Below are 23,119 nucleotides of genomic sequence, written 5' to 3' on the forward strand. Positions count from 1 at the left end.
AAGGACTTTGACAGATGAACGGAGAGATCAGGAGAGCAAAAATAGAAAATATTTTGAAATCCAGCGCTGTGCCTGTCCCTGGAGTTACTCTGGCAAAAGACCTGGATGTAAGCAGGCAGATCATCGTTTCGGACATTGCTCTTCTTCGTGCAAATGGCCTGACGATCCTTTCCACAAACAAAGGTTATATTATTCCAAAACAATCCGCCTGCCAGCGGGTATTTAAAGTGATCCATACAGATGATCAGGTTGGAGAAGAACTCTCTCTGATCGTTGATAATGGCGGTGTTGTCAAAGATGTTTTTGTTTATCACAAGGTTTATGGTGTTATCCGGGCTGATATGAATATCCGTACAAGACGCAATGTCAAGAAATTTTTAGAAGGACTCTCTTCCGGAAGTTCCAGCCTTCTTAAAAATGTAACCGGTGGTTATCATTACCATACGATTGAAGCTGAATCCGAAGAGATTTTAGATGATATTCAAAATGAACTCGCAGAAAAAGGTTTTCTGGCCAAACTGCAGGATTATGAGCCTGTAGATTTCTGGGGCGAAGAAGAATCAAATACAAACGTTTAATGCAATCAAGGCGTCAGTCCGGTATTTCCGGAACTGACGCCTTTTAAGCATTGGAAATTGTCAATGCCACTGTTTTGTCTTACATATACTTCTTCACAATATTCTCCATTACTTTCCACTTATGTTCCATATCAGAGACAAGTTTAAACTGTGTCCTTGCCCGGTCCAAATTCTGCCCCGGTCTGTGAATTTTAAAATAAATGTCTCCCTGAATATAATCCATAAGAAACCTCATTCCACATTCATAGGTCATAAGCCTAGCGCCCATCGGAAGCAGCTTTATCTCTTCCTGTGAAAGTTTTCCACCACATCCCTCTATAAAGCCCTTCGCACATGCTTCAAAAAGCTCTAAATCGCACCACACTTTATCCAGATTTTGTTCATCCTCTAATGCTGTACTTGCTCCAATCCGCACCGCATCTCCAAAATCATTCATGGCTACCCCAGGCATTACAGTGTCCAGGTCAATCACACATATTCCTTTTTTGGTATCCTTATCCATGAGGACATTATTAATTTTTGTGTCATTATGAGTCACACGAAAACTGATTTTCCCACTTCTCAGCAAATCCTGAAAGCAGTCCACAATTTCTTCCCTGTCCAATACAAACTGAATTTCCTCCCGGACCAAATCCACTCTGCTGCACACATCCTCTTCCACTGCCTTTTTGAATGTCTCAAATCTTTCTCTGGTATCATGAAATCCCGGAATTGTCTCATGAAGTGTTTTCGCCGGATAATCCGCTAACATACTTTGAAATCTGCCAAATGCCAGACCGCCCTCATAAAGTATTTCAGGATTATCTATCAAATCATAGCTTACAGTATTTTCAATGAATACATAAGCTCTCCAATACTCACCTTCCGAGTCCACGTAATAGGGTTTCCCGTCTTTTGCAGGAATGACATTTAATGTCTCCCTCTCTGGATTTCCACCGTTAGCTGAAATTTTTCTTTTTAAAAATTCAGTGACTCCAACGATATTTTCCATTAATTCAACCGGGTTTTTAAAGATACTCTTGTTCATCTGCTGTAAAATATAATGCTTTTTTACTCCCTGCTCGTTTTCAAATGTAACACGGTAAGTATCATTAATATGTCCATTTCCCCATGGAATTTCTTCTTTATATACACCTTCAAAACAGAAGTTTGCAGCCGCTTCTAATTTTCCGCAGAGCTGTTTTGGATAAAAATCATTCTCTTCCAGCTTTTTCACTGCTGCCATAACCATTGGTTTATCTTCCCTGTAGGTAACTCCATACCACTTTTCTGTTGTAAGAAGAACTTTTACTTCTGCTTTATTGCTATCTAACAGTCTGCTGACGACCGACGGAAGATAATATTCACATTTCAGTGGATTATGTTGCAGCCCCTCCTGCAGAAAATCACGAAATCCATACTCAACTTCTGACAAAAATCCCTTGCTAAATCCCCATAAATTCATGGAAACAATCGTATCTCCTGCCAATTCCGTATAACTTTTTCCATCATCTTCCGTATATGCGGCATTCTCTCCACGTTTTACAATCGTTGTATGTTCTATTACACTGACAAGTTTTCCAGCACCATCAATCTCACAGACACCTCTTGCCACACTTCCATTCTCCGTCAAAGTATTTTTCAACCGATATCCTACCATTGCATACTGATACTTTTCATTATCTTCCTGCCCACTCAGATAATCATAAATCTGCTTAAATGCTTCTCTTCCATAATAGTCGTCTGCATTAATTACTGCAAATGGTCCATCTATCATATCTTTACAGCTTAAAATTGCATGTGCAGTTCCCCATGGCTTTACTCTTCCGGCCGGAACCTCAAATCCCTCCGGCAGATTTTCCAGCTCCTGAAATGCATATCTTACTTTCATAATCTTTTCTATACGATTACCTATAACATTATGAAAATCTTTCTCATTCTCTCTCTTTATTACAAAAATAACCTCTTCAAATCCTGCAAGATAAGCATCATAAATAGAAAAATCAACAATAATATGTCCATATTCATCCACTGGATCAATCTGTTTCATTCCACCATAACGGCTTCCCATTCCGGCCGCCATAATTACAAGTACAGGTTTCTTCATCCTCTTTATACCTCCTTGGTTAAACAGCGTACCATTTAATCTCATTTGCCTCCATTTTCAACGCAAAACTGCTTCCATCGCCGCGGTAAATAACCGTGTTCTGTGGCTCATAGGTATTATTTACAACACAGAATTTGCCATTTTTTACATATGCATGCACTTCTACGTTGAAGTTCGTGCTATACCACTGATGAAGCTCTTCTTCGCTGTGTGTGCTCCATAAAATACTGCGGTACAGGATTCTGCTGTTCTCAAAACTGTATGGAAGTCCGCTGATGTATACAGAGCGGCCTGCTCCAAATCCGTTGACAGCCATCTGTACTTCCTTCTCTCTCTGCACAAGGATCTCTGTTCCCTCGTATGCATAGATACTCTTCTTTCCTTCTCCGAAATCTACCGGTTTTGTGGTATCTGCAAGAATGAAGTGTTCCGGATGTTCATCCCAGTTATACTTGTCATAGTTTAACGTAAATCCTGTTTCTTTCTCTACCCCGATCAGATCTGCAAGCTGTAAATAGTGTCCCTGATACTGGTGTCCTGCCGGTTCCCCGATACCGATGAATCCGCCTCCTTCATATACAAATCTGCGGATCGCAGAAGAAATGACCGGATTCTCCCAGACTGCTCCACCTGTATGTGCTGTATCACCATCACCTACGTTAATGATCACATCAATATCTTTTAATATATCTTCATTTTCTAAAATATCATCAAAAGAAATGAACTTCACATCAAATGGTGCTCCACTTAACGCTTCGATAATACCTGCATAGCTGTAATTCTGTTTCTGGTACAGTGCGTGATGTACCATATGGCATCCCCAGCTTCTGATCCTGCCCCAACTGTTTAATACTGCTACTTTCTTCACGCAATACGGTGTCGTGCCTTTTGCATTTTCATACAATTCGCGGAACTCGTTGCAGACACTCTCCACATAGTCTAAAAATTCCGGGAATTCCAGTGCAAGTTTTAAGTATCCGCCATATCCGATACGGTCGATCGGTTTTCTTAAGATGGCACGGCGTGCTGTCACCCAGTTTTCCTTTGCTTCCTTGACAGGATCCCCGCCCTCATGGAAGGTATCCGGGAAAAAGTATGGAAGGAATCTTCCTTCTGTATATTTGACACCTTCAATATCAGAGATCAGACGAAGTGTGCTTCCGTTTCCAACGCTTCCTACCACTGCGTCAAGACCGATCGTTGCAAACTCCTCCATGAATGGTTCTGTTCCGATCCAGTGATCCCCCAAAAACATCATTGCCTCTTTGCCGCATTCATGTGTGATGTCAACCATCTCTTTTGCAAGCTTTGCAACTTCCCTGCGCTGGAACGCCTGGAAATCCTTGTATTCTTTGCTTGGCACACGATACTGGTTATTATGGTAACCCTGATCGATGATAAATTCCGGACGGAATTTATAACCGACCTCTCTCTCAAACTGCTCTAAAATATATGGACTTACAGAGGAAGAATAACCGTACCAGTCAACAAACTTCTCTCTCTTAAGCTCATCAAATACGAGTGTGAACTGATGGAAGAACGTTGTATAACGGATCACGTTCACATACGGATGCTCTGCACAGTATTTGCGCAGACGCTCCATGGAATACTTATGTGTTTTCGGCTGTCTGACATCGAATGTGATCTGATGTTCAAAATCCTTCCAGCCATTTGTCACAGCATTGTACATATGAACCGGATCCCAGATGATGTAAGCTAAAAAGCTGACTGTATATTCATGGAACGGTTCTGTATCGTGGATGCAGACACAGCCGGTTTCCTCATTGTATTCCCATTTATCTGTGGATACCACTTCCCCTGTGGAGCGGTCGATGACTTCCCACCAGCGTTTTCTGTCATCTCTTGTATTTACCTGCATCAGTTCATCCGAAATTCCTTTCATTAAAGGAATCTGAAGTTCGTTACCGGTTGCAGTGTAAAAATTAGTCATGATATAACTCTGCTGCACTTCATCCGGATTTGCTTTTGCCCACGCATTATCTTTTCTGGTGGTATAATAAGTTGCATATATTTTTGCACCGGTTTTGGTCAGTTCCTCAGGGAACTCTGTACCGTCGCAGTCACGGATCGCATCTGCTCCCCAGCGTTTCATTAACTCAATTGTCTCCGGAACTACATCCAGGTTTGTTGGAATCGTCACTCTTCCACCGTGTTCTTTATTACCCATAATCTTCTCCTTTATCCTGTAATTTTTGCATTTCCTTTTTCTAACTCTAAAACAAAAAATCCTTCTGTTTCCTCTATTATCTGCGTTTTCTTGTCTGTCTCCAGTCTGGCTCTTTTTGTTGGAAATGTATTTTTTATTTTTATAAGCATTTTCTCAGGTATCTTCAATCGGATTTCTGACAGATAACCATTTTTAATTTTTCCGCTTACGAGAATACCACCATAACTCCGAAAACCATTAAATTCTATCCCCTCGTTTTCCCATTGTTTTGGAATTGCTGGAAATAAATGCAAATATCCCCGATATTCCTGTAAAAGCATCTCTTGTAATGCATCACAAAATCCAAATAATGCTTCCAACGTAAAACGTCTGTAATGAAAGGTTGAATAACCTTTTTGCTTGTAATCACCATTCAGGTGAAATCCGTTTTCTTCTACAAATCCATCCGCAAATTGTCTCAGTTTTTCATAAGCGCCTGCTCCATTCTCTGCCATAGCATAGAGCTGTGCACACATTGCGAACGAAAATCCTACCCACATTCCAGTTCCGAGTTTCTCTATTTCTGATAAGGCTTTTTTATAAAGTTCCCTGTGTTCTTTTGTATCATAATGTATCAAATGAAGCGGATACAGACACATTAAATGTGAAAAATGCCTGTGTGACTCTTTCAAACGTTCTACTCTGTTCAAGCCGATATATCCATCTATAACTGCAATCTCATCTAATTTAGAAAGTATCTCTTCATATGCTGTTTTTTCCTTATTTAATATTTCTGAATACTCCTGCAACCGCACAAACAAGTATCTGATAAGTGCAAGATCAAAATTACTGTTTGGGATCAAATATGCCTCTGGCGTATCATCATATATTTCCGGTGAGGTGGAGAGTGGCAAATATAATTTCCCATTCTTTTCCTCTAAAAGACCCATAATGGCCTTTCCAACTTCATAAAAAAATGGATATGCCTTCTCTTTTAAAAAAAGAACATCACCTGTATACAAATAATACTCATCAAAGCTTAGTGCCACCCAGATACTCATAGTTGGAGAAAGTGCATATTGTGACCAGCCACCCATTGGTTTTCCGTCAATCGTTGACACACCCGGAATGAGCAGACCATCCACACCATAAAACTCGTTTGCAAACTGTTCAAAACGAGGTTTTAAATTCCATAAATAATCCAAAAAAAACTTCTCCCTCAGCAAGCCTGTCCGCTTTCAAATATGCCTGATAGGACAACTGTGTATTCGTATCATGGTGATAATCTCCGCGCCATGGCGGAATCTTCCCATCATCCGCAGTCCAGACTCCTTGCAGTGGCATTGGATAATTTCCTTTTCTGCTGCACGATGCAAATAAATACCACGACCGGTAATAGGTTTTTTCCAACAGTTCATCGTTGATTTTCAGTGAAGCCTTTTCCCAATATTTTTTTCCACCATTTTATATGCTCTTCCTTTAACTTGTCGTATCCTGTCCTGGCAGCTTCTTTTAATTCCTCTTTTGCGATCCTGTCAAAGTCATCTCCGTCTTTGCTTGTTTTAATTGTAAAATAAATCTCAGCAAATTCCTTTTTTAAGACGGTATATGCGAACACACCATAAGAGAATTCACTTTTTGTTTCCTGTATATAATACAGAAAGCCATCTTCCTTTTTTATGTCAGCCTGTGGGTAACCCATTCCGCATGTCGGAGTAATCTGTCCGCCATCCTTAAACATTTCCCTTTCATTATGACAGTCTGAAGAAATGTATTCCGGGATGCAGAGTTCTGATCTGAAATCACCTTTTATTCTTGCTGCTCCTACAGGCTTCCATGCATCCATGAAAAGTTCAATTTCTCCACCATCAAAATGCATTTCCCCAATGGCACTTTTCAAATCAATTTTTGCATGTACGTTTTGGAGTTCACACCCATAATCTAACTTAAAATGTCCTGCAGAGATTTTAGAAGGATAAGATAATTCATCATATATTTTTTCAAAAAGTCTCTCCCGTTCTTTCCATGCTTCCTCTGTACGAAGTTTAGACAGCTTTACAAGATTTTTGTAACAAAATCCAGCTTCCAATGTATTAGGATGCTCTCTGGTATCCCACAGATCTATTCTGTCCACTGCCAGATAAATGGCATCTTCGCCATACACAATACATCCCAGCCTGCCATTTCCAAGTGGTAACCCCATATCCCACGAAGTAATGGCATGTTCATAACAAATATCATATTTACTTAAATCCATACTCTTTTCACTTTCTGACTGTTCAGATTTTCTTATGATTCTTGATAAACCTCAAGTAATCTTAAAGCCGCTTCTGTTCTCGATGAAGTGATTTTTATGATAAGTTCCTCTGTCTGTACCGGATCAAACATGCAAATACGTTTATGTCCTACAACTGTAAAATCAGCAATTTTATTTTTTCCCGCAAGGATCTCTCCCTGTTCAATATGTTGTCCCAATGGCAAATATTCTCCCAGCACAACTGCGGAAATATTCTTAAGCTCCGGAAAACGAAGTGTGATGACTGCACTCGCACTGTCCTCTGATGCCAACCAATATGTCCCGTTGTCTCCATCTGTAAGAAATTCTACCGAATGATCTGTTTGTACGGTATCCGCTTCAATTTGTGCCGTGGCAGCTATATTATGTGCAAATTTGTTTTTCAACATTTCCCCAAGTTGTTTCAACTGCTCACAATCCGCTTTAGCTATACGTCCGTGTTTATCCGGTGGAATATTCAGCAACAGGCTTGCATTTGCACCAACCGCATCCAGATAAATATGGAATAACTCCTCCGCTGTGCGTACCTGTGCATCCTCTTCCTCATGATAAAACCAGCCGGTGCGGATCGAAGTATCAACTTCTGCCGGATACCAGACCAGTGTTTCCGCCTGTTTTATTGCTTCCCGGCTGCCCAGATCCTCATCCTGCGAGTCGAATTTTCTGGAAAATGTTCCGTCATCTGACTTTTGCGACTTTTCCGAGGTTCGTTCTGCATCACGGAGTTCTGCCGGAACAACACTCCACTCACTCTTCCTGCAATGTCCTGCCTCATTTCCACACCATCTTACATCCGGTCCACATATATTAATTACTGCCTCCGGCTGTAAGTTTCGTATTACACTGTAGTACCTCTCCCAGTCATAGACTTGTTTTTTCCGTTCGGTCCTTCACCGCATGCACCATCAAACCAAAAACAAAATATATCACCGTAATTGCTTGCGAGTTCTGTCAACTGGTTCACAAAATAATCATCATATGCTGTTCCGCTTCCATAACATGACTCATGCCGATCCCATGGTGATAAGTACACCCCGAATTTTATTCCACCGCGTCTGCACGCATCTGCAACTTCGCGCACCACATCCCCCTGTCCATTTTTCCATGGACTGTTTTTAACACTATATTCTGTATAGGCACTTGGCCACAGGCAAAAACCGTCATGGTGTTTGCACGTCAACAGCAGTCCTCTCATCCCTGCTGACTTAACAGCCGCTACCCATTGATCTGCATCAAACGCATCTGGTGCAAAAAGTCTCGGGGAATCTGTTCCATCTCCCCACTCACGACCGGTAAAAGTATTCATACCAAAATGCGTAAATGCATAAAATTCAAGCTGCTGCCATGCAAGCTGGCGCAGACTTGGTGCAATGCCAGCCGCATAATAAATCTGTTCTTCGGGTGTCCTCATCTTTTCCTCCTTCTCCTGTATCTGCTTTTTTTATTCCAGATAAGAAATTAACCTTTCAGACCTCCGACATTCATTCCCTGAATTAACTGCTTCTGTCCTATCAGGAAAATAATAATGGTCGGGATTAACGCTAATATAAGTGCTGCAAACAATGCTCCCCAGTCTGTAGCATAACGCTGAACCTCATACAGATTGGCAAGTCCGACCGGAAGTGTCTGCTTTTCCGGGTCAGTTAACATAACAAGTGCAACCGGATATTCGTTCCATGCAGCCATCGCTGAAATCATACACACTGTCACAATTCCCGGCTTTGCCATCGGCATAATTACTTTTATCAGGATACGGAACGGTCCACAGCCATCAATCATTGCTGCTTCCTCATAATCCCTCGGAATAGACCTTAAAAAGCCGGACAAAACAAATATGGCAAACGGAAACTGCATTGTTGCATACAAAACAGCCAGTGCCACACGGTTATTGAGTAAATGCAATGCATTCATCTGTAAAAACAGCGGTATCATAATAAAGGTTGCCTGAATAAAAATAGCTGCCATATAAATATTTAACATCAGCCTTGAGCCAAAAAATTTATACCGCACCAGGCAATAGGCACACGGAACAGCACATACCATGATGACGCACAATGTAATAAGTACAATCAGCACGGAATTTCCGACATTGCTTAAAAGATTTGATTTTTCAATTGCACGCGCATAGTTATCCCATGCCAGACTTTTGGGAAGTGAAAATGCATTTGTAAGAAATTCATTATTCGTTTTAAACGATGAATAAACATTCCAAAGCAATGGATAAATCATAATCACTGTCACCAAAATCATAAAAATGCGGACGACCCACCGCAATGCGGCTGCCTGGCGTCGGCTCTGCTCATTTGTCTTCATATTTCCTACCCCCCTTTAAGACTCACTGTTTGTAAGCTTACGTGAAACCATTGACAACGCAATCGAAATTATCAATGTAAATACTGTAATTGCCATTGCATATCCGAAGTTACCGTTTATAAATCCCTGGGTATACATGTACTGGAGCAATACGGAGGATGCACCGTTTGGTCCTCCACCGGTCATAACCTTGGATAAGGTAAAGCTTAAATTTATCGTTCCCGAAAGAGCCAATACAAACGTAATACCTATAATGTCTTTTATTAACGGCAGCGTAATTGAAAACATTTTACGGACAGGACCTGCCCCGTCAATTGTTGCTGCTTCATAAATCTCACTGGAAATACCATCCATTGCCGCAATATGCATTACCATATAGTAACCGGTCGCCTGCCAGATTAAAGTGACTGCAATACACCAGAGTGCTGTGCTTCCATCACCCAGCCATGATTTTGCCCAGGCAGACAAACCAACTCCATTTAAAAAGCTATTTAAAATACCCATGGTCGGATGAAAAACAAATGACCAGATAATTCCTACGACTGTAAGTGATATAATGTTTGGAAAATAGAATACTGTCCGGTACAGACCACGTTCCTTCAAATCAGACTGTGAAATAATAAACGCAAGTACCAGTGCAATCGCAATTGTAATTATTGGGACAACCGCCATAAGCTTTAGTGTATTTTTTAATGCAAGGATAAAATATTCGTCCCGGAACATATATTTGTAATTCTCCAGAAAAACAAACTTACTGTTTAATCCAAGAGAAGTTGCATTCGTTAATGATAATAAAAACGCCCGTATAGTCGGAATAATTGTAAAAATCAGTGTCAGTAAAAAGGCTGGTAAAACACATATACAGATAAAACCTACCGGCAGCTTCTGCCCTTTCTTTTTTTTCTTTTCCGGCAGCTTGCAGTTTCATTTAATTACCCCTTTCGAAAAAAAATAGCGCCATGCCACACAATGCGGCATGGCGCCTCATAAGTCTACAGACTTACTTGATTATTGCGCAGTTTCTGAAACCTCTTTAAAGGAATTTTCTACTTTCTGAGCCCACTCTTCTGCACTCATTTTACCTGTCATAACATCTGACAATACGTTAAATACATCATCATTCGGAACTACCTTGCATCCTTCTGGTAATGCTGCAAAACCAAATACCATGGATGTTCCATGCTCATAAATCTCATTCATATTATAGATACCGTCAGAAACAAGTCCCTTGGATAACTCAGTTGCATCTTTTAATGCGTAAATACCATTTGCCTTTTCTGCAAACAACTTCACAGACTCTTCTGTATACAGGAAACGTAAAAACTCTTTTGCCAGCTCAGGGTTCTCTGCCTTTGCAGGAATACTAAACTGCTCTACACTTGTCATAACATAGGCTTCATCCCCATCTTTTAAAACTGGGGCTGTCCAGAGTCCAAACTCGAAACCATCCGCTCTCGGAGCGTCTGCCATCTCATTTTCCATCCAGTTACCATTTGGAATAAACAAACATTTGTTCATCATCATTTCTGTCTGGGACTGTGTATGGTTCAATGCAACTGTACCCTCCAGCAAATATCCTCCGGTGCCGATCTTTGCTATATTTTCAAGAACTTCCATCGCTTCTGGTTTTGAGAAAGAACCTTCCACATAATTAGAAATGTCTTTGATATTATCTATCCCTGTAGCAGAAGCTAAGGCCGGCCACAATAAAGACTCTACATATGACGGATAAATTCCTGCATAAGTCATCAGTGCATATCCATCTTCTTTTGCCTGGTCACCGAGAGCAAAGAATTCGTCCCATGTCGTCGGGAGTTCATAATTCATTTCCTCAAACAGAGTCTTATTGTATACAAGTCCCATTGGGCTGCTGTTAAATGGCGCCAGATAAATCTTTCCATCAGCATACGGCTGACATTTTGCTGTCTCAAGAATACCCGTATTTACCTGATCTTTTAATGGTGTCTCATCATCAATGCCAGGTCCTTCAAACACATCTGTCAAATCCAATAATGCATGTTCCTTAATCATAGACGAGATAAGACCTGTAGAATCATTGTCGTTCATAACAATAAAATCCGGTACATTTCCGGCAACAATTTGTGGTCTGATGACATCACCAATTGATGGGCTGATCTGCATGTCAACCTCAACTCCCGGATAGGCTGCTTCAAACTTCTCGACTATTTCATTCCAGTAATCCGGACCATAACCTCCTTCAAATACCGCAATATTTAATTTCTTGTTCTCAAATTCTGCCGCATTGTCTGCTGTTCCATTCTTCTCCGTTTTTTCTGTGCCTACTGTGTTTTCTGCGCTGCTGTTGTCTGTGTTTGCGGATGTATTTGCATTTCCCCCGCATCCTGCCAGTGTTGCTGCACACATGCTTGCAACAAGTAGCGTACTAATCGCTTTTTTCATTTTAATTTCCTCCTGATTTTTAATTTTCTGGAAAACTTTTTTGTCTCCCTTGGAATGATTTCATTATAGCTGTAACAGGTGGCAGATTGAATGGACACAATTTACAAAAAGCTATACAATATTGACTTTTTCGACTGACACTGTTAGTATTAATGAACAGCTAAAAATAAAGTATTGGAAAAGAGGAAACTTTGAAATTAACAAAAACACGCCATTGCGTAAAACAGACAAATCTTTTAAGAACCATTAAAATCAGAAACCGGCTTTTATGCATTTTTCTTTTTATTTCCCTTGTTCCGGTTACTTTTATCGGCTTTTATGCATACACAGTATACACCCAGTCAATCAATGATAAGCTGGAACGTTCCAATGAACAGGCTCTGTATCTTTTAAATCAGAATTTTATTACCGAGCTCAACATATTCCGTATGTATATTGACACAATTTCCGTCAGCGATGAATGCCAGCAGATCCTTTCCAAATCATGTGATACCAATTTCACATTAAATGAACAGGATGTACAGGCACTCAACGATTTCCGCAGCCGTGTTCCATTCCCATCCATTCACCTGAAAAATCTGCGTATTCTCGACCGCAATCGAAATATCGTATATGATTTAGGATATGATGATATAGATGCCGAACGTTTTTCCCAGATTGTAGAAGAAATTGATGAAACCTCCCCTCATGACTCCCTTCAATATATCCACACCTATCGAAGCAGTGACAAAATCATTATCGGCCGTAAAATTTACAGCAGTACACGTCTGAGTGAGCATATTGGTTACATCCTTATTTATCTTGATGAAACCTTTTTCAGCAATACACTTTTTACAAACGTCTCCTTTGGAGATGAGTCCAATATTATGCTTGTGCGCGGTGACGGCTATATCATTTCCTCCCAGAAGCGTTCCGTACTTGGCGCACTGTTAGACGATGCCCTGCTTCAGCAGGTGAAATTAAATAAAAACTCCCTTGCCGAAACCTTTTACACAGAATATGAGGGTGAAAAGCTTGTTATTATCTCTGTGTATAACAGTGAATTTAATAACTACCTCATGGCTACCTTCCCCTATCGCTACATTACCGATGAGACGAGCAGGATTAATCAAAGACTGCTTCTCCTTGCAGCCATTTTAATTGCGCTCTGCCTGTGTCTTACGCTCATTGTATACACAAGTATTATGCAGCCAATTCACCAGATTGTCACAAAATGCAATGATATTTCCTATGAGGACTTAAACACAGCCATCAACGATACAAGCCCCGACGAATTAGGTTTTCTTGCCCGGACAATCGACCAGATGCTTCAACGCATTCACATGTTCCATATCGAACAGGCTCAGAATGAGGAGCAGAAAAGGCACCTGGAATTAAGAGTTCTGCAATACCAGATTAACACCCATTTTCTGTTTAACACCTTAAACTCGCTGCGTATCGTTGCACAGATGAACGATGTACCTATTTTAGAACAGGGTATCTCCTCCCTTACTTTTTTATTGCAGCAGACACTGGTCAAAAAACAGGAGCGGATACCTCTTTCCCTTGAGATTGAAAACTTAAACCACTATTTTACGGTGCAGAGTATCCGCTATGCCGGAATGTTCGATGTGAAATACCATTTGGAAAATGATACTCTCGCCTGTGAAATCCCACGCTTTGCATTACAGCCGCTCGCTGAAAATGCGATTATACATGGGACCGCCAATGCAGCTATTCCAATTATAATTTCGGTGGAAAGCCATTTTTCTGACAATAAAACACTTGAAATCATCCTTCGTGACAACGGATGCGGATTTGACCAGGACGAGGTAAAACAGACAGACAAAAAATGTGGCTCGGGTATCGGCGTAGACAATGTAAACCAACGGATTAAATTACATTACGGCGCTTCGTACGGCCTTAAGCTGGAAAGCCATCCGGGAGAAGGCACTGTCTGCTATCTGACACTTCCGCACATACTTTATAAGGAGGAAAATTAAAATGAGTTTACAAATTTTACTTGTAGATGACGAACCTGCCATCAAAATCGGTTTTCGTCAGTTAACGGACTGGTCCAAAACTCCTTATACTCTTTGTGGAACAGCCGGAAATGGAAAGGAAGCACTTGCCTATCTTGAAAAGAACCCGGTCGATATTATCATAACCGATTTAAAAATGTCCGTAATGGACGGTATCGGTCTTATTCACGCCTTAAAGCAGAATAATTCGGAAATTCCTATCATTGTGCTCAGCAGCTATTCGGATTTTGAGCTTGTCCGGGAAGCACTGACTGCCGGGGCAGCCGATTACATATTAAAAGCCAACATTTCCGCTGACAGCCTGATAGCGCATCTCGATAAGGTGGCCGGAAATCTTTTAAACAGACAGAAAGACCGTGCGGCTGCCCTTTTGCAAAAGCAGCAGTTAGAGGAACAGAATACACAGATTTTAATGAATGATATTCGTAATTTCTTTTTAGATGAAACAATTACTACCGAAGAACTTTTAAAGGAAACATCCGACCTTGCGTTTTTTTCTGTTCCGTGTATCGTGCTCACATTATTTTTTCACGAAGATATGAAACGGGAAAAATTAAAACGTGTTGCACCAAATATTCAGACCCTGCTGACAGAAACGCTCGCTTTGGCAGCTTCCCCTGTCAGCATTATGATGCACCACAATGAGCTTGCATTTTTTCTCCCTTACAGCGACACCTTAAAATACAATATCTCATCAAAAACACAGGTTCTCAATCGGCAGATTGCCACCTATTTCGGTGTTCTCCCTATTTTGTGCTACTCTGCACCGGCTGCCGGTGCAGCCGAATGCCGGAATGCATATTTTTCCTGTATAAATGCAAGGAGAATTACTTTTTATGAGAAGAACCGTTCCATTATTTTTACAAAGGATATTCGTTTTGTTTTTGAAATTTCCGCAGAAGAAATCCAGGAAACAATGAATTCCGTTTTAAACTTTGTGCAGACCGGAAGCCGTGAAAATCTGTTTGGATATGTCCGAAATCTCCTGGCAGAATGGTCTGCCCTTCCGCTGGAACCTTTTCATCTGTGCATGAATTGCGTCCATATTTTTGAAGGTGTCGCATTGTCCGGCAAATCTGGAAAACTGCATGCACAAATTCATGATTACCAGAAGAAAATTTCGCAGTCCACAAGCTTGGCAGAATTAAAGGTTACACTTTGTGATGCGCTTTTACTTTTACTGGAAAGCAATGAAAATAATTATGAAAATTACAAAAAAGAAATTCAGGTTGTGATGCGGTATGTGAACGTACACTACAAGGAACATATCACCCTCGACCAAATTGCTGAGGAGGCAAACCTGAACAAAAGCTATCTCTGCCGCCTTTTCAAAAAAGAATACGGTGACAGTGTCTTTAATTATCTGAATATGATACGGATGGAAAAAGCTGCCGAGCTTCTGCGGAGCAATCCCGGACTTTATGTGCAGGAGGCAGCCGCAGAGGTCGGAATTACAGAACCTTTTTACTTTACCAGGCGGTTCAAAGAATATTTTGGCATCTCGCCAAGGGAATATATCCTGCGGGTTTCAGACAATGACCATTCCCCGGAGGCATAACCTTTCTTCCTCTGTCCCTGCACGATTAAAAAACCAGCACACTGTGATTTAACTCATCTGTGTGCCGGTTTTCCTTTTCTTTATCTTCTGTAAAGCTCAAATTCTGCAATGCTCGGGTCTGTCTGTCCGGCACTGTTTGCCGAAGTATCCGCCCGCAACGCAGTAATTACCAGCCTTATTTTCTGTGCTGTGGTATCCTCAAAAGCAAATTCCTTCCTTTCTCCGACTTCTCCTGTATTCTCAAATATTGTCTGATATGTGGTTCCATCCCACGCCTGAAGCTGGAAGCTTTCAATTCGCGGCGTTGCCCAGTTTGCAACAATATTTTCCGTCATTGCCATTGTGTTAAATGTCACATCACTGCCCAGGTTAAATTCTATCTCAATCGGTAATTCTGAATTGGCAGATGCCCAGCGTGTATCCATTTTTCCGTCATTAAGCCATGATACATCAAAATCATTATGACAGTTATTGGTTATAACTTCTTTGTTTAAAACCAGATTGACCTTTTTGGAAGCCTGTTTATTATAATAAAGCTCCAGTTCTTTCAGGCTCGGGTCTGTCTGTCCTTTTCCGTGCAATGTCGTATCTGCCTTAAGCCCTGTAATTACAAAACGCAGTTTTGTCGTTGTAACTTCTGGAAAAACAAACTCTGCAGACTCCCCAATTGTTTCACTGCTCTCATAAAACTTCTCAAACTCCGTTCCGTTCCATTTTTGCAGTTCAAACTTGGCAATTCGCGCAGATGCCCATCCGGAAACGATATTTTCTTTTGCTATAAGCTCATTAAAGGTTGTCTCCTCCCCAAAATCAAGCTCCAGCCAAATCGGAAGGGTGGAGTCGGCAGATGCCCATCTTGTCGTATCATCTCCATCCACTACATTACACGCATCAAACGATACATGGAAATTATTTGCACTCGCAGAAGCTTTGACCGCAAGATTAACCGGTGGTGCATTATATTCTCCTTCCGGTACTTCATATACACCAATATCCGGTGCATCCCCGTAATATAACTGATTTCCGAAAAAGTCCATCGTTCCCATCTGTGGTACATAAATCCCCGCATCAACTAACGGAGAGTCCTTCCCAATTTTATAACCGTCCCAAATGGTGGCACCGCTGAGAATTCCCTGTTCATTGCGCTCCGGTTTTTGTCCCGGATTTACCATTTTCGGGTTCTCGGTAACTTTATATGCATCTGCCGGTTCATATTTCGAATGTATTCCGCTCGCCTCATAAAAACAATTGTTACTGAATGTCACCGCTCCAAGATTTCCGAGATATCTGGCAGTATCATGCCACGTTGTCGTAGTTGTGGTGCTTTTATTATAGAATACATTATTGTAAAAGTATGTCTGTGATTTAAATGGGTCCCGATGCATAAACTTCGTTCTTTCCCCATCATATATAATAACATTATTTAAAAAATAGGTTGGTGTTTCACAGGCTGTCAGAAAATATTTAATGATGTAATCGCCGCCGTCATCACTGATATTATAACGGATAATATCATTATTATTTTTTCCCATATACAGCATCCAGCCACACGGATTGTTATGTGAATAATTAAACTGATATACAACATCTTTCAGACCTGAGTCCATATCATAAGGGCTTCCATCTGCATTTGTTGACGGTCCGTTGTATACCTCATTAAACTGAAAAACTGCATTTTCACATTTCCATGGATAAAGTGCAACCGTCGGCCGGAAATTCGGATAACGTTTCAAAAATCCATCTACAACATTGTACTCCACAACTGCGTCCTTCGCATCACACAAGTCAATTGCTCCCTGCGCAATGTCCTCAAAATAGTTGTGTCCGATATACACGTTCGTCATCCACATATTGTTGGCATCAATCCCATCCTGATAGTTTCCCTTAACGGTTGTAACATATCCGGTAACTCCCAGAAGGTCCACCTTACGGATTGTATTGTATGCAATACGGAGATCATTAAAGCTGCTGGAAGGTCTCAATGAGCTTCCAACCACGTTAAATATAATTCCACCAGTAAATGTATCATTCCAGTCATTTGGTCCGTCTACATCATGTACATAACAGTTCTCAATGTAAATATGGTCCATAATTCCGTCATCATCATCCTCTAACTGATCACAATCGACAATCAGAAGTATTCCGTTTCTTGTCATATTTTTACTCGACCAGCTATTGTCGCCCTTCGGTCTGGAAAGGTCAATATCCTCATCAAAGTCATCGTCATTTGTAATTTCCAGATTTCTGATTTCCCAGTACTCCTGATTTCTCAGATGGACTGCTCCAGAATAGTTTAATCCACGGTCAATTCCCATACCGTTTATAATAGGTTTCTCCTCACCGCCGTACTTGTCAATAATAATCGGCGCTCCTTCCACACCGGAGCCTTTCGGCCATAACCATTCCCCATTCCACACACTGCCGGATTTTAACAGAATTTGGTCGCCCGGCAAAAATGTCGTATCAGTGACTTTATTCAGACTTTTCCATGGTGCATCTATGCTTGTGCCACTGTTAGAGTCATCTCCATTTTCTGCATCAACATAATAGGTTGTCCCTGCATTACCTGTCGTTTCCTGTGCATTTACACAAACAGGCATGCTTCCTGTCACCATACCTGCAACAATTACTGCCGCCAGCAATGAACTAATCTTTTTTTATACATTCTTCTTCTCCTAATTCCATTTAATCGTATCGTAAACTCTGTCTACGACTGTTACTGAAAGTTCTTCCTCTCTGTCTGTCAGATATCTCTGAAACTGCTCTGTCATAATCATATCCTCCAGACGGTTTCTTACCTCATCATAAGAGAGTCCGCTGCCCTCCTTTCTGCCTAAATACCGGACTGCATAATAACCTATGGAGTCATCATAATAAACATCTGATATCTCCCCGGCATTCAATCCATAGACTGCTTCCAAATAAATACTGTTGCTGCGCGAGTCCCCTTTATTTGACATCTCTCCTATCGCAAGCTCTGTTTCGTCATATTGCCCGATGCGTTCTTTTTCAGACTGTATTCTGCCGTTAACCTCAATTTCTTTTTTTATCTGTCTTAACGTGCTCTCCCCATTGCCGTCCGCTGCATCCGGCACTGAATAAACCAAAAGACTGATTTCATCTCCCTGCGAAAACAGTTCTTTGTGGCTTTCATAATACTGCCTTGTCTCACTCTCCTGTAATCTGTTATCCACTTTATATTGTTCAAACATTTCCAGTTTTATTTTACTAATATAGTAAGAATAATAATCTGAAAAACTCATCTCAACCGGTCCATAGACAATTTCGTTACTCTCAACTGCATTTTTTCTCGCAGCTACAAACTCTTTCCAGTCTTTTCGAATATCAGAGTAGGATACACTCTCTGCCATCCCGGCTTCCTTTGCCAGTAGCAGAATATTTTTTGTCTCCACAATATTTTTCAATGCACGTTCACGCGCATATTCCTCCGGCGTTATTCCATCAAACTGCGTATTCCGAAAAGAAGACACAGAGGTATCCGCATTGTATTTCCCCGCAAAATATGCATAAGATGCACTTTTTTCCTCCGATACAAAAAATTCTGCCTCCTCTTTGGAAATCTTAATATTTTCTACATAAAGTGCCGGAGAAGAAATAAGCAGACTTATTCCTGTAATGCTGAATGCTGCTAAAAGAACAATTCCTATAACAAAATAAAAATATCGTCTCTTTCCCATTACGTTTTCTCCTATATTGGTAATTGATAAGTACTATTGTATGTATTATGACTGACTTTTTCCATGAAGAATATTTTGATTAACCTATACAATATTGACTTTCAGGATATGAAGAAGTGATTTTTCACAAAAAAACAGCGGTACCGCCAAATGCGATACCGCTGTTTTCTAATGATTTTTATTTAATTATAAGGATTTTCTTTTTCATTTCAGCAGGCTGAAGGCTGCATATTAAGGCTTTTTACATGCTGGTCATTGATGTACCCACAGGCTTTTAACCCCGCCTGAAGAACAGAAATTAAGCTTGCACCTGACATCTGCTGTATGGTATGATCATCCAATTCGATCATGTACGTGCGTTCGCCGTTATCTTTCTCACAGTCTATCTTATACATATTTCTTCTGCTGATCGCACCGATCTCCTCTAAGGTATTGATCATACGATACACGGTGGCCGTTCCGATCTTAGGATCAATTCTGGATGCTTTATAATAGATTTCTTTACAGCTTGAACAATTCTCATTCAATATGATATCGAGTAACACCATTCTCTGCTTTGTAATCCTGCATCCCTGCTCTTTCAGCCGCTGAATCACAATTTCACGCTGCATCTGGGTTCTCTCATACTTCTGCTGGTTGTTCTCTTGTTTCTGCTGTACTGACGTATGCTGATTCATTTTAAACCATGCCCTTCTTATCACCTGAAATTTGTGGTTATCACTACAGGCAGCATGAAACACCGCCTTTGCTTTTTTATCTAATGGCAGCCTCTGCAATGTGAACAGTCCCCACCGCAGGAAGATTTTCCACTCTTTTTGTCCCGGACAATGCCTCTGACGATCAGAGCAACTACGGATATCAAAACAACTAATACAACGAATGTTCCCATATTATACTACCGCCTTTCTGTTTTTTAAGGAGAAGCCTCTATGTATGAGGCTTCTTCCTGAAATGACTATTATTTTGCACTTACAACTTTCTTTGCGTCAACCTTCAAAGAGCTGCTCTCTTTGTATGGGCGGAACAGTAAGTACAGGAATCCGATCACAAGCAGGAATGCCACAACTGTTCCGATTCCGAATGTTCCAGTTGTAATTAATGTACCGATCTGGTAGATGCAAAGTGATACCACATAAGCGAGTCCACACTGATATCCGATTGCGAACCAGAACCATTTTGCATTGTTCATCTCACGTTTGATGGCTCCCATTGCTGCAAAGCATGGTGCACACAGTAAGTTGAACACTAAGAATCCATAAGCTGCGATTGGAGTCATGGCTGCTGCAAGGTTACCCCAGATCTCAGCACCATCTTCTGCTACTTCTCCGAATCCATATAACATACCGAAAGTTGCTACAACGTTTTCTTTTGCAATCAAACCTGTGATTGCTGCAACTGCCATCTTCCAGCCTTCACCTGCATTGGTCCAGCCAAGTGGAGTGAAGATCCATGCAATCGCGCTTCCGATAGAAGCAAGGATAGAGTTATTTAATTCCTCAACCATACCAAAGCTTCCGCTCTCCCATCCAAAGCTCATTAAGAACCATAATACGATGGTAGATAAAAGAATGATCGTACCTGCCTTTTTGATGAAGGACCAGCCTCTCTCCCACATGCTGCGAAGTACGTTGGAAACTGTTGGCCAGTGGTATGCCGGAAGCTCCATAACGAATGGTGCAGGATCACCGGCAAACATTTTTGTTTTCTTTAAGATGATACCGGAGCAGATGATCGCTGCGATACCAACGAAATAACAGCTTGTTGCAACCCATCCGGAGTTATCGAAGAACGCGCCTGCGATCATGGCGATAATTGGAAGCTTTGCTCCACAAGGAACAAAGGTCGTTGTCATAATGGTCATTTTACGGTCACGGTCATTCTCAATCGTACGGGATGCCATAATACCAGGAACACCACATCCGCTGCCGATCAGCATTGGAATGAAGGATTTTCCGGAAAGACCAAATTTACGGAAAATACGATCCATGATAAATGCGACACGCGCCATATATCCGCAGCTCTCTAAGAAAGCAAGGAAAATAAATAATACTAACATCTGTGGTACGAAACCAAGAACTGCACCGACACCGGAGATCACACCATCTACGATAAGTCCGGTCAGCCAGTCTGCACATCCGATGCCTTCAAAGAAGCTCTGTGCTCCTGGAATGATCCATTCTGCAAATAATGTGTCGTTTGTCCAGTCTGTCAATAATGCTCCAACGGTTGTAACAGATACATAATATACAATGAACATAACAAGTGCGAAAATAGGTAATGCTGCCCATCTGTTTGTCACGATGCGGTCAATCCTGTCAGAAGTTGTCAGTTTTTCTTTGGTGTTCTTTGTCACACAGTCGCCAATGATAGAAGAAATATATACGTATCTCTCATTCGTGATAACACTCTCTGTATCATCATCAAATTTATCTTCCATCTCTTTGATCTCTGCGGATACATCCGGAACGTTTGTCATCATTTCATTGATCTTATCATCTTTTTCCAGTAATTTGATCGCAAAGAATCTCTTCTGTTCCTCCGGCATTCCTTTGATCTTGCCTTCAACTTCTGCAATAATATCCTCAGCCTCTTTGGAGAACTCGTGGGCTACTACTGCTGCTTTTCTGCTCTCTGCAAGCTTTACTGCCTTCTCAGCAGCCTCTTTGATGCCGGTTCCTTTTAAAGCGGAAATCTCAACGACTTCACAGCCTAATTTTTTGCTTAATTTATCTGTGTGGATTTTCTCACCGCTCTTCTCCACAACGTCCATCATGTTGACTGCCATGATGACCGGAATACCTAATTCCATAAGCTGTGTGGAAAGGTAAAGGTTACGCTCGATGTTTGTACCGTCGACGATATTTAAGATCGCATCCGGTCTCTCAGCGATGAGGTAGTTTCTTGCAACTACTTCCTCAAGTGTGTATGGAGATAAAGAATAGATACCCGGTAAGTCCATGATAACGACATCTTTATGTCCTTTTAATTTTCCTTCTTTCTTTTCTACCGTAACACCCGGCCAGTTACCAACAAACTGGTTGGAACCTGTCAGCGCATTAAATAATGTTGTTTTACCGCAGTTTGGATTTCCTGCGAGTGCAATTTTAACTGCCATGATCAACTCTCCTTTTCTGCTTCTATGTAAGTCCGTTTCCATGTCTGGAATCCGTATGCTGCATTCCGCAAAAGTATGCCAGCACTACTCATTTTCACAACATTTTTGTCTTATAGGTTAGTTATGTTTAACCTTTAGGCAAAAAAAATTATTCTACTTCAATCATCTCTGCATCTGCTTTACGAAGAGATAACTCGTATCCGCGCACAGTAACTTCTACAGGGTCGCCGAGTGGCGCTACTTTTCTGACAAAAACATCCACACCTTTTGTGATCCCCATATCCATGATCCTTCTCTTAACCGGTCCCTCGCCAGTCAACTTTTTGACTTTTACTGTCTGTCCGACAGCTGTTTCTTTTAATGTCATTTCCTAACGGCTCCTTTTTTATTTTTTAGTCATTTATCAGCAGGCAGGAAACGCCCTGCCATTGCTTACAACTTACAGGCTGGCACACCTAGACCATGATCTTGTTTGCCATGTCTTTTCCGATCGCAACCCTCGAATCCTTGACATTCACGATCATATTGCCACCGATCTCAGATACGACCGTAACAACGCCTCCTACTACAAATCCGAGATTCTCTAAAAATCTTCTGGTTTCTTCTTTTCCGCCAACTTTTTTAATTGTATTCTCTTCACCTGTTTTCACCATTGTTAAAGGCATCATATCTTCCTCTTCCTTATCTTTCCAAAGACTATTGATAATCTTTTTCGTTTCTACGTTGGTTAGTATAATCTAACGATAGTTAGTTGTCAATAACTTTTTCACATATTTTTCTAAAATATTTTCTTTTGTAGGGCTGCACAATTTTTCATTATTTTAAGTCACTATTTTCAGTGAGATGTAAACCTCCTCAGACGTATG

General features: G+C 41.0%; 20 protein-coding genes. 3 read left to right on the top strand and 17 right to left on the bottom strand.

The window, feature by feature from the left end; translation table 11 throughout:
* Positions 1–14: 14 nt before the first annotated feature.
* Positions 15–578 (top strand): transcription repressor NadR, encoded by a 564-nt coding sequence (locus ROSEINA2194_RS08235; RefSeq protein ID WP_007885591.1) that lies wholly within the window; start codon positions 15–17, stop codon positions 576–578.
* 79 nt (positions 579–657) lie between these two features.
* On the opposite strand, the gene ROSEINA2194_RS22930 is transcribed toward ROSEINA2194_RS08235, so the two are convergent.
* The 10 genes from ROSEINA2194_RS22930 to ROSEINA2194_RS08275 all read right to left on the bottom strand — a co-directional run bounded on the left by ROSEINA2194_RS22930 (position 658) and on the right by ROSEINA2194_RS08275 (position 11,861).
* A complete protein-coding gene (locus ROSEINA2194_RS22930) occupies positions 658–2,664 on the bottom strand; it encodes a phosphotransferase (protein ID WP_081453891.1) in 2,007 nt (668 codons plus the stop codon).
* 19 nt (positions 2,665–2,683) lie between these two features.
* Positions 2,684–4,852 carry a 1,3-beta-galactosyl-N-acetylhexosamine phosphorylase gene (gene gnpA / locus ROSEINA2194_RS08245; RefSeq protein WP_007885595.1) on the bottom strand — a complete coding sequence of 723 codons (2,169 nt, stop codon included), beginning with the start codon at positions 4,850–4,852 and terminating at the stop codon, positions 2,684–2,686.
* Positions 4,853–4,863: 11 nt separating this feature from the next.
* Positions 4,864–6,036 carry a glycosyl hydrolase family 95 catalytic domain-containing protein gene (locus ROSEINA2194_RS08250; protein WP_044927509.1) on the bottom strand — a complete coding sequence of 391 codons (1,173 nt, stop codon included), beginning with the start codon at positions 6,034–6,036 and terminating at the stop codon, positions 4,864–4,866.
* Entirely contained in the window at positions 6,002–6,241 is a 240-nt protein-coding gene (locus tag ROSEINA2194_RS21035; RefSeq protein WP_438942528.1) for a glycosyl hydrolase family 95 catalytic domain-containing protein, read from the bottom strand. The genes ROSEINA2194_RS08250 and ROSEINA2194_RS21035 overlap by 35 nt, the downstream gene beginning before the upstream one ends.
* A gap of 4 nt (positions 6,242–6,245) precedes the next feature.
* Positions 6,246–7,088 carry a glycoside hydrolase family 95 protein gene (locus ROSEINA2194_RS08255; protein ID WP_007885603.1) on the bottom strand — a complete coding sequence of 281 codons (843 nt, stop codon included), beginning with the start codon at positions 7,086–7,088 and terminating at the stop codon, positions 6,246–6,248.
* A 32-nt stretch (positions 7,089–7,120) separates the two neighbouring features.
* Complete coding sequence (locus ROSEINA2194_RS22935) at positions 7,121–7,966, bottom strand: alpha-L-fucosidase (RefSeq protein ID WP_081453892.1); 846 nt, start codon at positions 7,964–7,966, stop codon at positions 7,121–7,123.
* Positions 7,966–8,538 carry an alpha-L-fucosidase gene (locus ROSEINA2194_RS22940; protein ID WP_007885606.1) on the bottom strand — a complete coding sequence of 191 codons (573 nt, stop codon included), beginning with the start codon at positions 8,536–8,538 and terminating at the stop codon, positions 7,966–7,968. Before ROSEINA2194_RS22940 ends, ROSEINA2194_RS22935 begins: the two co-directional genes overlap by 1 nt.
* A gap of 47 nt (positions 8,539–8,585) precedes the next feature.
* Entirely contained in the window at positions 8,586–9,440 is an 855-nt protein-coding gene (locus ROSEINA2194_RS08265) for a carbohydrate ABC transporter permease (protein WP_007885608.1), read from the bottom strand.
* A 15-nt stretch (positions 9,441–9,455) separates the two neighbouring features.
* The gene (locus ROSEINA2194_RS08270; protein WP_007885610.1) at positions 9,456–10,163 is read right to left on the bottom strand and encodes a carbohydrate ABC transporter permease; all 708 of its coding nucleotides are present in this window, start codon (positions 10,161–10,163) and stop codon (positions 9,456–9,458) included.
* A gap of 285 nt (positions 10,164–10,448) precedes the next feature.
* Positions 10,449–11,861 carry a carbohydrate ABC transporter substrate-binding protein gene (locus tag ROSEINA2194_RS08275; RefSeq protein ID WP_007885619.1) on the bottom strand — a complete coding sequence of 471 codons (1,413 nt, stop codon included), beginning with the start codon at positions 11,859–11,861 and terminating at the stop codon, positions 10,449–10,451.
* Positions 11,862–12,052: 191 nt separating this feature from the next.
* Between ROSEINA2194_RS08275 and ROSEINA2194_RS08280 the strand changes: the two genes are divergently transcribed.
* Both ROSEINA2194_RS08280 and ROSEINA2194_RS08285 read left to right on the top strand, forming a co-directional pair.
* Positions 12,053–13,843, top strand: coding sequence for a cache domain-containing sensor histidine kinase (locus tag ROSEINA2194_RS08280; protein ID WP_007885620.1), 1,791 nt, complete (start codon positions 12,053–12,055; stop codon positions 13,841–13,843).
* Position 13,844: 1 nt separating this feature from the next.
* Positions 13,845–15,440, top strand: coding sequence for a response regulator (locus ROSEINA2194_RS08285; protein WP_007885621.1), 1,596 nt, complete (start codon positions 13,845–13,847; stop codon positions 15,438–15,440).
* A gap of 80 nt (positions 15,441–15,520) precedes the next feature.
* Here the strand turns inward: ROSEINA2194_RS08285 and ROSEINA2194_RS19690 are convergent, their stop codons facing one another.
* From ROSEINA2194_RS19690 to ROSEINA2194_RS08315, 7 genes are all read right to left on the bottom strand, one after another.
* Positions 15,521–18,082: a discoidin domain-containing protein gene (locus ROSEINA2194_RS19690; RefSeq protein ID WP_007885622.1), complete on the bottom strand. Its 2,562-nt coding sequence runs from the start codon at positions 18,080–18,082 to the stop codon at positions 15,521–15,523.
* A 33-nt stretch (positions 18,083–18,115) separates the two neighbouring features.
* Entirely contained in the window at positions 18,116–19,138 is a 1,023-nt protein-coding gene (locus ROSEINA2194_RS08295; protein WP_007885623.1) for a peptidylprolyl isomerase, read from the bottom strand.
* Between the two features lie 209 nt (positions 19,139–19,347).
* The gene (locus tag ROSEINA2194_RS08300) at positions 19,348–19,815 is read right to left on the bottom strand and encodes a Fur family transcriptional regulator (protein WP_044927521.1); all 468 of its coding nucleotides are present in this window, start codon (positions 19,813–19,815) and stop codon (positions 19,348–19,350) included.
* Between the two features lie 80 nt (positions 19,816–19,895).
* Positions 19,896–20,027: a FeoB-associated Cys-rich membrane protein gene (locus tag ROSEINA2194_RS20335; RefSeq protein ID WP_007885627.1), complete on the bottom strand. Its 132-nt coding sequence runs from the start codon at positions 20,025–20,027 to the stop codon at positions 19,896–19,898.
* Between the two features lie 69 nt (positions 20,028–20,096).
* Positions 20,097–22,253: a ferrous iron transport protein B gene (gene feoB, locus ROSEINA2194_RS08305; RefSeq protein WP_044927511.1), complete on the bottom strand. Its 2,157-nt coding sequence runs from the start codon at positions 22,251–22,253 to the stop codon at positions 20,097–20,099.
* 148 nt (positions 22,254–22,401) lie between these two features.
* On the bottom strand, positions 22,402–22,620 hold the full coding sequence (locus tag ROSEINA2194_RS08310; protein WP_007885634.1) for a FeoA family protein: 219 nt from the start codon (positions 22,618–22,620) through the stop codon (positions 22,402–22,404).
* Positions 22,621–22,708: 88 nt separating this feature from the next.
* Positions 22,709–22,921, bottom strand: coding sequence for a FeoA family protein (locus tag ROSEINA2194_RS08315; RefSeq protein ID WP_007885636.1), 213 nt, complete (start codon positions 22,919–22,921; stop codon positions 22,709–22,711).
* Positions 22,922–23,119 lie beyond the last annotated feature (198 nt).

It is taken from the genome of Roseburia inulinivorans DSM 16841 (assembly GCF_000174195.1).
Classification (GTDB): domain Bacteria; phylum Bacillota; class Clostridia; order Lachnospirales; family Lachnospiraceae; genus Roseburia; species Roseburia inulinivorans.